Source organism: Actinobacillus lignieresii, assembly GCF_900444945.1.
Classification (GTDB): Bacteria; Pseudomonadota; Gammaproteobacteria; order Enterobacterales; family Pasteurellaceae; genus Actinobacillus; species Actinobacillus lignieresii.
Window position 1 is genome coordinate 1,851,199 of the sequence record NZ_UFRM01000001.1, and the last position, 12,943, is coordinate 1,864,141.

10 protein-coding genes are annotated in these 12,943 nt (G+C 41.4%); 7 read left to right on the forward strand and 3 right to left on the reverse strand.

Features of this window, described 5'->3' with window-relative positions; all coding sequences use genetic code 11:
- Window positions 1-52: 52 nt before the first annotated feature.
- The 6 genes from rbsK (at window position 53) to napF (ending at window position 6,259) form a co-directional block, all read left to right on the forward strand.
- Entirely contained in the window at window positions 53-964 is a 912-nt protein-coding gene (gene rbsK, locus DY200_RS08695) for a ribokinase (protein ID WP_115587703.1), read from the forward strand.
- Between the two features lie 233 nt (window positions 965-1,197).
- Complete coding sequence (locus DY200_RS08700) at window positions 1,198-3,615, forward strand: DMSO/selenate family reductase complex A subunit (protein ID WP_115587704.1); 2,418 nt, start codon at window positions 1,198-1,200, stop codon at window positions 3,613-3,615.
- Window positions 3,616-3,624: 9 nt separating this feature from the next.
- Complete coding sequence (locus tag DY200_RS08705; RefSeq protein ID WP_115587705.1) at window positions 3,625-4,242, forward strand: DMSO/selenate family reductase complex B subunit; 618 nt, start codon at window positions 3,625-3,627, stop codon at window positions 4,240-4,242.
- Between the two features lies 1 nt (window position 4,243).
- Complete coding sequence (locus DY200_RS08710) at window positions 4,244-5,077, forward strand: DmsC/YnfH family molybdoenzyme membrane anchor subunit (protein WP_115587706.1); 834 nt, start codon at window positions 4,244-4,246, stop codon at window positions 5,075-5,077.
- Between the two features lie 54 nt (window positions 5,078-5,131).
- Window positions 5,132-5,737, forward strand: a complete 606-nt coding sequence (gene dmsD / locus DY200_RS08715) for a Tat proofreading chaperone DmsD (protein WP_115587991.1) — start codon at window positions 5,132-5,134, stop codon at window positions 5,735-5,737.
- A gap of 3 nt (window positions 5,738-5,740) precedes the next feature.
- Entirely contained in the window at window positions 5,741-6,259 is a 519-nt protein-coding gene (napF, locus tag DY200_RS08720) for a ferredoxin-type protein NapF (RefSeq protein WP_115587707.1), read from the forward strand.
- On the opposite strand, the gene DY200_RS08725 is transcribed toward napF, so the two are convergent.
- Window positions 6,256-6,759 carry a class I SAM-dependent methyltransferase gene (locus tag DY200_RS08725; protein ID WP_115587708.1) on the reverse strand — a complete coding sequence of 168 codons (504 nt, stop codon included), beginning with the start codon at window positions 6,757-6,759 and terminating at the stop codon, window positions 6,256-6,258. The two genes, napF and DY200_RS08725, sit on opposite strands and share 4 nt — an antisense overlap.
- A 282-nt stretch (window positions 6,760-7,041) precedes the next feature.
- On the opposite strand from DY200_RS08725, the gene DY200_RS08730 reads away from it, so the two are divergent.
- A complete protein-coding gene (locus DY200_RS08730; RefSeq protein ID WP_115587709.1) occupies window positions 7,042-8,070 on the forward strand; it encodes an Abi family protein in 1,029 nt (342 codons plus the stop codon).
- A 154-nt stretch (window positions 8,071-8,224) separates the two neighbouring features.
- On the opposite strand, the gene DY200_RS08735 is transcribed toward DY200_RS08730, so the two are convergent.
- Both DY200_RS08735 and purL read right to left on the reverse strand, forming a co-directional pair.
- Entirely contained in the window at window positions 8,225-8,866 is a 642-nt protein-coding gene (locus DY200_RS08735) for a DUF6037 family protein (RefSeq protein ID WP_005599134.1), read from the reverse strand.
- A gap of 56 nt (window positions 8,867-8,922) precedes the next feature.
- Window positions 8,923-12,819, reverse strand: a complete 3,897-nt coding sequence (gene purL, locus DY200_RS08740) for a phosphoribosylformylglycinamidine synthase (RefSeq protein ID WP_115587710.1) — start codon at window positions 12,817-12,819, stop codon at window positions 8,923-8,925.
- Window positions 12,820-12,943: the final 124 nt, after the last annotated feature.

A 12,943-nucleotide genomic window follows, 5' to 3' on the forward strand; every position in this document is an offset into this window, starting at 1 on the left:
TTTTGACGGTTCCGGCATCGCTAGGTTTGTTTAAGATCGGTTTGAGGTTGTTATGAAAAAACTTTGTGTGTTGGGTAGCGTAAATGCGGATCACGTTATTCGAGTCCCTTATTTCCCAAAAGCGGGCGAAACGCTGAAAGGCGGTCATTATCACATTGCGTATGGTGGCAAAGGTGCGAACCAAGCGGTAGCTGCGGCTCGTGTACGAGATACATCATTAGTTGATGTGGATTTTATCGCTTGTATCGGCGCTGATGATATTGGGCGAGCAATGAAACAAGCATTTGTGCAAGACGGCATTAATCCCGAACACATTGTTGAAGTGGCTGATCAAATGACCGGCATTGCGATGATTCAAGTGGCAGATTCGGGCGAAAACAGCATTGTGATTTCCGCCGGTGCGAATGCAAATTTAGATGAAAGCGTGGTGGCACAACATCAAGCCACGATTGAAAGTGCGGATTGCCTACTGGTTCAGCTAGAAACGCCGTTACAAGCGGTCGAAAAAGCGCTAAAAATTGCGAAAGCTCATCACACCCAAGTGATTTTAAATCCGGCACCGGCACAACCGCTCTCGGATGAAATTTTAGCGAATATCGATATGATTACCCCAAATGAAACCGAAACCGCCTTACTGACAGGCGTTCAAGTGGTCGATGAACAAACCGCTCAACAAGCGGCGAATGTGTTCCATCAAAAAGGGATTCAAACCGTGTTAATTACTTTGGGGGCGAAAGGGGCGTTTTTAAGTGAAAACGGCAACGGCGAAATTATTGCCGGCTTTAAAGTCACACCGGTGGACACCACCGCCGCCGGCGATACCTTTAACGGCGCATTGGCGATTGCTTTATTAGAAGGCAAATCAATGCGAGATGCGGTCATGTTTGCCCACAAAGCCTCTTCGATTTCAGTCACTCGTATGGGTGCACAAAGTTCGATTCCAACTCGAGCGGAATTAGTTTAACTATTTTATTGAATCAACAAGCGGTTGGTTTTTTGCAGAAATTTGCAAGAATTCGACCGCTTGTTTTTTTATTATTTCACCTTGTTATAAAAATCATTATCATTAACATAAGTTGTTGATCCTTATCAGCTTTTCCCCAATCTCCGTACAAATTTTCTTATCATCTTTACAGAGTAACTATAGAATCAAATTATACCCTTATTTAGTTATGTTTAATTTTGTTTGGAGTGAATATGTCAATTACAAGACGTGGATTCCTAAAAGGAACATCAGCAAGTGTAACTGCATTAGCGGCATCCGGCGGTATCTCTCTCCCTTTTGTTGCTAAAGCTGAAACAAAAGATAATGTTGCCGGACAAGCACAAGATGAAAAAGTAGTTTGGAGTGCCTGTACAGTGAACTGTGGTAGCCGTTGTCCATTGAGAATGCATGTAAAAGATAATCAAATTTTATATGTGGAAACGGATAATACCGGTACGGATACTTACAATGTCGATCATCAAGTCAGAGCTTGTTTACGTGGCCGTTCAATGCGCCGTCGTGTTTATAATCCTGATCGTTTGAAATATCCGATGAAACGTGTAGGTAAGCGTGGCGAGGGTAAATTTAAACGTATTTCTTGGGATGAAGCATTAACGGAAATTGCACAATCATTACGTAAAAATATTGAAAAATACGGCAATGAAAGCATTTATCTCAACTATGGTACTGGCACATTAGGTGGAACCGTAACAAAATCTTGGCCGCCGGGTTCAACTTTAGTTGCACGTTTGATGAATTGTATCGGTGGTTATTTAAATCATTATGGCGACTATAGTACCGCTCAAATTGCAGTAGGTTTAGATTACACCTATGGTGGTGGCTGGGCATTAGGCAATGGCTTAGCTGATATTGAAAACACAAAACTTATCGTACTATTCGGTAATAATCCAGCGGAAACTCGCATGAGTGGCGGTGGTTTAACCTATTGTTTTGAGCAGGCTAAAGCAAAATCAAATGCCAAAGTTATCATCATTGATCCACGTTATACGGATACAGGAGTGGGTAAAGAGGATGAATGGATTCCCATTCGCCCTGGTACTGATGCAGCGTTAGTATCTGCACTTGCTTATGTATTAATCACCGAAAATATGGTCGATCAGGCGTTTTTAGATAAATATTGTGTTGGCTATGATGAAAAAACATTACCTGCTGATGCACCTAAAAATGGTCATTATAAAGCCTATATTTTAGGTCAAGGCGATGATGGCATTGCTAAAACACCTGAATGGGCTTCTAAAATTACCGGTATTCCTGTTGAGCGTATTATCAAATTAGCCCGTGAAATTGGTCAAACAAAACCTGCTTATATTTCACAAGGCTGGGGACCACAACGCCGTAGTAATGGCGAGTTAATTTCTCGTGCGATTGCGATGTTACCGATTTTAACCGGCAATGTAGGGATTAGTGGCGGTAATACCGGAGCAAGAGAAAGTGCTTATGGAATACCGTTTGTAAGAATGCCAACTTTAACCAACCCGGTGCAAGCAAGTATCCCAATGTTCTTATGGACGGATGCGATTCTTCGTGGCACAGAAATGACAGCGACAACAGACGGTATTCGAGGCGTAGATAAACTTTCTGCACCGATTAAAGTTATTTGGAACTATGCAAGTAACTGCTTGATTAACCAACATGCAGAAATCAATCGCACCCATGAAATTTTACAAGATGAGTCAAAATGTGAGTTGATTATTACGATTGATAACCATATGACTTCAACTGCGAAATATAGTGATATTTTGTTACCGGATTGTATGACTTCAGAACAGATGGATTTCTGTTTAGATGCTTATGTCGCCAATATGAACTATGTTATTTTTGCTGATCAAGTGGTTAAACCTTCATTTGAGTGTCGTAATATCTACGATATGTTAAGTGATTTGGCTGAAAAATTAGGTGTAAAAGAACAATTTACGGAAGGCAGAACCCAAGAACAATGGTTACGCCATATTTATGAGCAATCTCGCCAAAAATTACCTGAGCTTCCAACGTTTGAAGAATTTAGACAACAAGGTATTTTCAAAAAAGTCGATCCAAAAGGTTTCTTTATCGCTTATAAAGATTTCAGAGAAAACCCTGAAGCGAATCCATTAAAAACACCGTCAGGTAAAATTGAAATCTATTCATCTCGTTTAGCGGAAATTGCACGTACTTGGAAATTGGAAAAAGATGAAGTGATTCATCCGTTACCAATTCATACCGATAGCTTTGAGCATTACGGTGACCCATTAATGCAAAAATATCCGTTACAACTTTCCGGTTTCCATTATAAAGCGCGTACTCACTCAACTTACGGTAATGTAGATGTACTCAAAGAAGCAAATCTGCAAGAGATTTGGATTAATCCGATTGATGCACAAACGAGAGGAATTCAAAACGGGGAATTGGTTCGTATCTTTAATGATCGTGGGGAAGTGCGTATTAATGCTAAGGTTACACCTCGTATTATTCCGGGTGTTGTAGCATTGAGCGAAGGGGCTTGGTATGCACCGGATAAAAATGGTGTGGATTATTCAGGTTGTATTAATGTGCTTACTACCCAACGCCCATCTCCACTAGCAAAAGGCAATCCGCAACATTCCAACTTAGTGCAAATTGAGAAATTATAGAGGTGAACTATGGAACAATATGGTTTTTATTTCGATTCTGAACGTTGCACAGGTTGTAAAACTTGCGAGTTAGCGTGCAAGGATTATAAAGATTTAGGTACCGATGTGAATTTCCGCCGTATTTATGAATATGCCGGCGGGAATTGGGTGCAAGGTAATGATGGTTGTTGGCATCAAGATGTCTTTGCTTACTATATGTCGATTTCGTGTAACCATTGTGATGACCCTGCGTGTGTAAAAGTGTGTCCGACCGGTGCGATGCACAAAAATGCGGACGGTTTTGTAATGGTAAATGAAGATACCTGTATCGGCTGTCGCTATTGTAGTATGGCTTGTCCTTACGATGCACCGCAATACAGTGTAAGCAAAGGGCATATGACTAAATGTGACGGTTGTTATTCTCGCGTGAAAGACGGACAACAACCGATTTGTGTCGAATCTTGCCCGTTACGTGCGTTAGATTTTGCACCGATTAAAGAGTTACGTGCGAAATATGGTGAACAAGCATCGATTGCACCGTTACCGTCAGCAGATTTAACCAAACCGAATTTAGTGGTTAAAGCCAATAAACACGCACGTCCAAGTGGCGATACAACGGGGTTTTTAGCTAACCCAAGAGAGGTGTAAGATGAATGCAGGATTACATGAATTACCGTTGGTTTTCTTTACGGTGTTAGCTCAAACAGCGGTCGGATTTTGGCTGATTTTTACCTTTGTGATGTGCAAAGGTTCTAGTCCGAAAAGCCAAAGTTATTTGCACAAAGGACTATTTGTTGCATTGCTATTATTAGCGTGCGGCTTTATCGCTTCCGTAACACACCTAGGTTCGCCGCTCAGAGCGTTCAATTCATTAAATCGCGTCGGCAGTTCTATGATGAGTAATGAAATTGCGAGCGGTGCGGTATTCTTCGCCTTAGCCGGTGGATATTGGCTATTAGCCGTATTAGGCAAAATGCCGCAAGGGTTAAGCAAAGTGTGGTTAGTAGTGACAGCATTAGTAGGCGTTGTGTTTATGTATATGATGAATAACCTTTATCATTTACCGACCGTACCGACTTGGAATAACGCAATAACCTCTTGGCAATTCTATTTAACTGTTGTCTTGGGTGGCTGTGCATTAGCGATGGCAGTATTAAGCATAAATCCGCATCAGGATTATCAAGTGAAATGTAGCCCTTGGTTATATGTGCTAGCGGTATTCTGTGTAGCGGTGGTCGTTATTTACCAAGCATTCGGATTAGCGCATATTCATAGTTCGGTACAACAAGCGGTTAATTTAGTACCGGATTTTGCGATTATGCAAGTGTTACGCCTCTGTTTATTAGCGGTGGCGGCAGCATTGATTGTAAAAGGTAGAACATTGCCGTTACTTTCTCTCGCTGTACTTATCACATTAGCGGCTGAAATGATTGGTCGAGTATTATTCTACGGTTTACATATGACCTCAGGAATGGCGGTATAAATGAAAAATAATGGTGGAGAAACCCACCGTTATGCGATAAATAAGGAAAATAAAATGCAAAACGAATTACAACAATGGATTTCTATCAGCGGAAGATTATTAGGCTCGTTATTCTACTATGAACCGAGCGATGAAAATGTACAGTCGGCTTTGCATTTTTTCCAACAAGAAAATTGGGCAAATGAATGGGGGGAGTTAGCCAATGAATCCCAAATTAAGCAGTTAATTGTCCAAGGTTTAGCTCAAGTTTTATCTGAACAATATCAACGTCTGTTTATCGGTCCGGAGCAACTTATCGCACCGCCGTGGAGTTCGGTTTATCTTGACCCGGAATCAGTTATTTTCGGTAATTCGTTATTGGATTTACGTGCTTTTTTGCGTAAACATCAAATTGCATTAACTCAGAACGAAACCGAGCCGGAAGATCATATCGGCTTAATGTTATTACTTGCCGCTTATCTTGCGGAAAGTAAACCTGAATTATTACCGGAATATTTGAGTAAACATCTGCTTATTTGGGCGGAACATTATTTCGACTTAGTCGCCCAACAAACGAATTTTCCGTTCTATCAAGGACTTGCATTACTTGCTCAACACACTTTAAAAGATTGGCAACAAAAACTGGCAATTATTGTCCCCCAAGTTTCTTTTTATCGTTAAGCTATGTTAGGCAAAAACAAATTACCACCGCTTGAACTTACGCCGAGAGTTTTTTCTCGTCGGGAGTTATTTACCGGTTTTTTTCGCCATGCTCAACCTAATCGGAGCCAGCTACGAATTGAAAATCGCCCGCCTTTTGCCGCACCGGAACATCTGTTTAGTGCTGCCTGTGACGGATGTGGTAAATGTGCCACGGCTTGCCCAATGGGGGTTATTGATATTCGCCGACAACAAGCGGTATTAGATTTAACTTTTTCCGCTTGTACCCTTTGCGGTAAATGTGCTGAAAACTGTCCGACCCAAGCCCTACATCTTTCTTTTAAAAAAGATACTGAACTCCGTCCCCAATTCTCAACCGCTTGTTTACACACAAAAGGGCAACCTTGCGATAGTTGTATCCAAAGTTGCCCTCAACAAGCGATTTCACCTGAACTCACTATTAATCACGACCTCTGCAACGGTTGCGGAGAGTGTAAACAAGCCTGTTTTATGGCGGCGGTGAGCCTAAAAGGTACGAATTAGTCGGCTAATTTCATTACATAAAGCTGATATAACGGTAAGCCTTGCATAACATGTACTTTGCGCTGATAAGTGTTTACATAATGATCTACGACAGGTTTAACAAGGGTGTAGTGATGTTGTTGCGTAATAGGATCCGGTGACCAACAGTAATCGTCAAAAGCAATGATTCCTTCATGAGAACCAGCTTTATATTTCACAATCTTACTTTGCGGAAAACGTTCTGCAGTGAGAGCAATATTATGATTGAATCGTTCTTCTACACTCATCATATTTAACTCGGCGTGTTCCAGTCCCTCTTGCCATGTATCAAGACAGAAAATTTCAACAGAAGGTTGGTATTTAAGCGCTTCTTCGATAAAGAATGAAGTTGAACTCCCCTCAAAAGAACCGACTTCTAAAATACGAATGGGCTTTAAGTCTTGAAAAATCTTAGCAAGATTCTGAATATTATGAGAGAACCAGTCGGTTGAGTATTGATATGAGGTATTTGATGTGGACATAAGATTTCTCGTGTGTGGTAAGGCTATAGCTGTAATTTAATCGTCATTCTCATAGATATGGGAAAAATTGTAAATGTTTAAACAAACATTTGCGTGATAATGAGGATAAACAAGCGGTAAAATTCCGCTGATATGTTGTAAATTTTTAGGGAAATTTGACCGCTTGTTTGCGACAAAAATATCATTTTGATATACTTCACTCAACATACCTGCTATGCCTATGACTGAGTTTTCTTAGTTACGCACAAATTTGCAGGTTTTTTTTTACACGGAAGATAGAAAATGGGGCAATTTAATAAACCTACAAAATCCAATCAAGAGCTTGTACAACAATGGAAAGCAAGAGGCTTAGTTATATCCGATGAGGCTCGCGCGGAACGTTATTTGGAACATATTAGCTATTATCGTTTTTCCGCTTATACCATTCCTTTTCAACAATTCAACAATCCGAATCATCACTTCAAGCCCAATACAACATTTGACGATATTCTTAATTTATACATCTTCGACCGTGAATTACGTTTGCTTGTATTAGATGCGATTGAACGTATTGAAGTCTCTGTCCGTACACAAATCAGCAATGTAATGGGAACACAAGCTCAAAATCCTTTTTGGTATATGCAAGAAAGCTATTTCAAAAAGGATTTCAATATTTATCGCTTACTCGCTCAGATTGAAAAACAACTGGCTGAAGAACAGCAACGTTTAGAACGTGATGAAAAACATATTCAGAAACGCTACAAAAATAATAATATCGATGAGAAAGAAAGAGATCGCCTGTTAAATAATGTTCGTAAAGAAAATTTCTTACGCCACTATCTCACTCAGTACAGCACACCGAAATTGTTACCCTCGTGGATGATGATTGAAATGCTAACTTGGGGCGAACTTAGTCATTTATATGCAGGGCTATCAGAAAAACATCAAAAACCGATTGCCAAAAATTTAGGCGTACAAGCGCCTATTTTAGAATCTTGGTTAAAAGTTTTAAATGACGTTCGCAATATCTGCGCTCATCACAGCCGCTTATGGAATAGAGAATTTGGACGAGTAATTAAAACCCCAATCAGCCAAAACAGACTATGGCTTTCATCGGAAATCAAGTTGAATAACCAACATATCAACGCAGAAAAACGCCTTTACCCGATTTTAGTCGCAATTCAAGTGCTACTTTATACCATCAGCCCAAATTCAACATGGGCAAAACGCTTGAAGGAATTGTTAGATAGTTATCCTGACATTCAGAAAGAATATATGGGTATTCCACAAAATTGGGAATTAGATAGCTTTTGGGATAAGGCTTTGAGATAAAAATGAGCCACAGCGTGGCTCAACAGGCTCGAAGAGCCTCCTAACCACGTACGGCTCGTACGTGGTTATATGCTCAGTTTGGGCTGGAGTAAAAACAACAAGCGGTTGAGTTTGCAAGATTTTTTGCAGTTCCAACCGCTTGTTGTTTATAAAACTATCTATTTCGATTTGCAAAACGCTCTATAATTTCCATATCATTCATTTCATCATTCGGATCTTCACTAAAGAAAAAACTTAGATTAGTATCCGCTCTAAAATGAGCATATAAAATAGGACGTAATAATTCCGCCTTATTGCTATTCTCAAGACTTCTAACATTAAGTAAACCATTTTCCCTATGCCCATTTCGTCGTACATCATAACAATAAATAGCATTAGGATTATTTGGCTCAAGTCTACGAACCATTAATTGGTTTTCTAACACATTATTTCTTTGTATTATTTTTTCTTGCGGAATAACATCTGAAAATAGCTCTGCAAACTGAACAAATATATCTCTCCAATGACCTCCATTTTCTGGTTGTATATTGAAAAAGTGACAGAATTGATGCGTATTATGAAAGTGTACTTCATAAAAATCACAATATGCTTCAATACTATGATTCACATCATTCACATCAATAAACTCTAATTTAGCTTGAGCATATATATTAGGTTTATGTTCATTATCAGCATATAACCGCAGAATTACGATAGTCTGTACATTATTATATCCAAATCTAAAGGCATCAATAACCCAGCCTAACTGATTCATGCTATTTAATAACAATGGTAAATTTTGGAATCTAATTGGCATATAAAACTCCTATAAAAAAGGATAATAGTAGAAACTATTACCCTTCTAAATAATTATTACTTCAACGCAACCCTCGCATTTCTAAACAATCTCATCCACGCCCCGTCTTCTGTCCAATCTTCAGGATGCCATGAGTTGCTGACTGCGCGGTAAACACGTTCTGGGTGTGGCATCATAATTGCGACACGTCCGTCTGAGTTTGAGATTGCGGTAATGCCGTTTACCGAGCCGTTCGGGTTAGCTGGGTAAATTTCGGTCGGTTGTAAGTTGTTATCGATATATTGTGCGATGACAAGTTTCTGTTCGGTTAAGCCGGCAAGTTGTTGTGCCGATTTGAACTCCACTTGACCTTCACCGTGTGAAACGGCAATCGGCATATGTGAACCCTCCATACCTTGGAACCAATGGCTGTTGGTTTCGTTGATTTTAACTAAACCAACACGTGCTTCGAAGCGTTCCGATTTGTTACGTACGAAACGTGGCCAGTTTTCTGTACCCGGGATAATTTCCGCAAGGTTCGAAACCATCTGGCAACCGTTACATACACCTAATGCAAGCGTATTCGGATTCGCAAAGAATTGGCTGAACTGTTCACGCAACATTGGGTTGAATAAAATTGATTTCGCCCAACCGCCGCCGGCACCGAGTACGTCACCATAAGAGAAGCCACCACACGCAACTAACGCATTGAAATCTTTAAGATTTCTTCTACCCGCCATTAAGTCTGATATATGTACGTCAATCGCATTAAAGCCGGCACGGTCGAATGCCGCCGCCATTTCGTAATGGCTGTTTACGCCTTGTTCACGCAAGATAGCGATAGTCGGCTTCACGCCTTTGTTGATAAACGGAGCGGTAATATCTTCGTTTACATCATAGGTTAAGAAAGTTGATAAACCTTTGTTGTTCGGGTCTTTTTTGATTTCAAATTCTTGATCCGCACATTCCGGATTATCACGTAAACGTTGCATTTGGTGAGTTAATTCCGCCCAAATTCCACGTAATTCTGAACGTTTTTCGTTAAGAAGTTTGAAGCTGCCACGGCTAATCACAAAGCGATCGTCTTCGTGTACCGTACCTAAATCTTTGGTTAAGCCCAGTAAGTTATGTGCATTTAATACTTCACGCACACGCGCTAAATCCGCATCTTTTACTTGAATAACGGCACCAAGTTCTTCGTTGAATAATACTGCTAAATCGTCATCGCCTAACGCTGAAATATCAATTTCTACGCCGCAGTTGCCGGCAAACGCCATTTCCGCAAGGGTAGTAATTAAACCACCGTCCGAACGGTCGTGGTAAGCAAGTAATTTGTCTTCCGCCACCAAGGTTTGCATTGCATTAAAGAAATTTTTGAGGCTTTCTACATTCACAACGTCCGCCGGCTTATCGCCGAGTTGTTTGTAAACTTGCGCTAATGCGGTTGCACCTAAACGGTTTTTACCTTCACCTAAGTCAATTAATAATAAGCTTGATAAGCCTTTATCGGTACGTAATTGCGGGGTAACGGTTTTACGCACATCTTCCACACGAGCGAATGCCGAAATCACTAATGAAAGTGGTGCAGTTACCGATTTTTGCTCACCGTCCTCGATCCACGTAGTGCGCATTGACATTGAGTCTTTACCTACCGGAATCGTAATACCTAACGCCGGGCAAAGCTCTTCACCGACCGCTTTTACTGCTTCATAAAGACCGGCATCTTCACCTTCGTGACCCGCCGCCGACATCCAGTTTGCCGAAAGTTTAATACGTTTTAGTTCACCGATATTGGTCGCTGCGATATTGGTGATCGATTCCGCCACCGCTAAACGTGCAGACGCACCGAAATCTAATAAAGCAACCGGCGCACGTTCGCCCATTGACATTGCTTCACCGTGGTAGCTGTCTAAACTTGCCGTAGTTACCGCACAGTCCGCTACCGGAATTTGCCACGGGCCAACCATCTGATCACGTGCCACCATACCGGTTACCGAACGGTCACCAATGGTGATCAAGAAGGTTTTTTCTGCGACAACCGGTAAACGTAACACACGATGTAGCGCTTCTTTTAATTGGATTTGTTGGCTATCAAGCGGTTGATTTTCAACGGTTTTTGACGAAACGTCACGGTGCATTTTCGGCGTTTTGCCGAGTAACACGTTCATCGGTAAATCAATCGGGTTATTGTCGAAATGATCGTCTTTAAGAGTTAAATGTTTCTCTTCGGTCGCTTCACCGATCACGGCAAACGGCGCACGTTCACGCTCACATAATTCGGTAAATAACGCTAATTTTTCCGGTGCAACCGCTAATACATAACGTTCTTGCGATTCGTTACACCAAATCTCAAGCGGTGACATACCTTTTTCGTCACATAAAATTTTACGTAAATCGAATTTACCGCCACGCTCGCCATCATGAACTAATTCCGGCATTGCGTTAGATAAACCGCCCGCACCTACGTCGTGGATAAATAGAATCGGGTTATCTTCGCCTAACTGCCAGCAACGGTCGATCACTTCTTGGCAACGGCGTTCCATTTCCGGGTTTTCACGTTGAACAGAGGCAAAATCTAGATCTTCTTTCGATTTACCGGAAGCCATAGACGAAGCCGCACCGCCGCCTAAACCGATGTTCATTGCCGGGCCACCAAGTACGATTAATTTCGCCCCAACCGGAATTTCACCTTTTTGCACGTGTTCAGCACGGATATTACCGATACCGCCTGCGAGCATAATCGGTTTATGGTAACCACGTACTTCTTCACCGGCAAAGCTGTTTACTTTTTCTTCATAAGTACGGAAATAACCTAATAACGCCGGACGACCGAATTCGTTATTAAATGCCGCACCGCCTAATGGACCTTCGATCATAATATCGAGTGCCGAAGCGATACGATTCGGTTTTGAAAGCGGGTTTTCCCACGGCTGTTCAAAGTTTGGAATCACAAGGTTAGAAACCGAGAAGCCGGTTAAACCTGCTTTTGGTTTTGCACCGCGACCGGTTGCACCTTCGTCGCGAATTTCACCGCCTGAACCGGTCGCTGCCCCTGGGAACGGCGAGATCGCAGTCGGGTGGTTATGGGTTTCCACTTTCATTAAGATATGTGCATCTTCTTGATGCGCACGATATTGACCGTCTTGATCCGGGAACCAACGACCGACCTTCGAACCTTCCATTACCGCCGCATTATCTTTATAAGCTGAAAGCACGTAATCAGGCGTTTTCTCGAAGGTGTTTTTAATCATTTTGAATAATGATTTTTCTTGTTTTTGACCGTCAATCGTCCAATCCGCATTAAAGATTTTGTGGCGACAGTGTTCCGAGTTCGCCTGTGCGAACATATAAAGTTCGATGTCGTTCGGGTTACGATTTAAAACGGTGAAATTTTCGACTAAATAATCAATTTCATCATCCGCTAACGCTAAACCTAAGTTCACATTCGCTTCTTCTAACGCTTTACGACCGCCGTTTAAAATATCTACGGTGGTAAATGGCTTCGGCTCCTGTTGAGCAAATAAATTTGCCGCTTGTGCTTCGTTATCTAACACCGTTTCTAACATACGGTCGTGTAATAAACCTTTTAAGGTTTCGATTTGTGCCGCCGTCGGCTCCGCGCTGAATTCAAAATAGTAAGCTAAACCACGTTCAATACGATTTACTGCTTGTAAGCCGCAGTTGTGCGCAATATCGGTCGCTTTTGAAGACCATGAAGAGATGGTACCGATACGAGGGGTCACAATTAAGCAAAAACCGGTCGGCTCGTGTTCGGTGAGTGTTGGACCGTAATGTAAAAGCTCTTTAATTTCAGCAGTTTGTGCTGCGCTAAGTTCAGCATTTAAATCGACAAAATGCACATATTCCGCATAGACCGATTTTACCGGTAGCGCATTTTGTTGGAATTTGGTTTGGAATTGGTTAAGACGAAATTCAGAGAGGGCTGGAGAGCCGCGAAAGGTTTGTACAGTCATTGTTGATTCCGTATTTGAGAAATAAAAAAATTCTCTGCCATTATAGCGGATAACGCAAACGTTTGCATTGCAAAATTTTAGGGAAATTCGACCGCTTGTTCCGACTTTTTCTCAGGGATTTAAA

What these genes read in the sequence shown, in the direction of transcription:
- dmsD (WP_115587991.1), top strand. Translation starts at nt 5,132, where the DNA reads ATGCAAAACGAATTACAACAATGGATTTCTATCAGCGGAAGATTATTA.
- DY200_RS08700 (WP_115587704.1), top strand. Translation starts at nt 1,198, where the DNA reads ATGTCAATTACAAGACGTGGATTCCTAAAAGGAACATCAGCAAGTGTA.
- DY200_RS08735 (WP_005599134.1), bottom strand. Translation starts at nt 8,866, where the DNA reads ATGCCAATTAGATTCCAAAATTTACCATTGTTATTAAATAGCATGAAT.
- DY200_RS08725 (WP_115587708.1), bottom strand. Translation starts at nt 6,759, where the DNA reads ATGTCCACATCAAATACCTCATATCAATACTCAACCGACTGGTTCTCT.
- rbsK (WP_115587703.1), top strand. Translation starts at nt 53, where the DNA reads ATGAAAAAACTTTGTGTGTTGGGTAGCGTAAATGCGGATCACGTTATT.
- purL (WP_115587710.1), bottom strand. Translation starts at nt 12,819, where the DNA reads ATGACTGTACAAACCTTTCGCGGCTCTCCAGCCCTCTCTGAATTTCGT.
- napF (WP_115587707.1), top strand. Translation starts at nt 5,741, where the DNA reads ATGTTAGGCAAAAACAAATTACCACCGCTTGAACTTACGCCGAGAGTT.
- DY200_RS08730 (WP_115587709.1), top strand. Translation starts at nt 7,042, where the DNA reads ATGGGGCAATTTAATAAACCTACAAAATCCAATCAAGAGCTTGTACAA.
- DY200_RS08710 (WP_115587706.1), top strand. Translation starts at nt 4,244, where the DNA reads ATGAATGCAGGATTACATGAATTACCGTTGGTTTTCTTTACGGTGTTA.
- DY200_RS08705 (WP_115587705.1), top strand. Translation starts at nt 3,625, where the DNA reads ATGGAACAATATGGTTTTTATTTCGATTCTGAACGTTGCACAGGTTGT.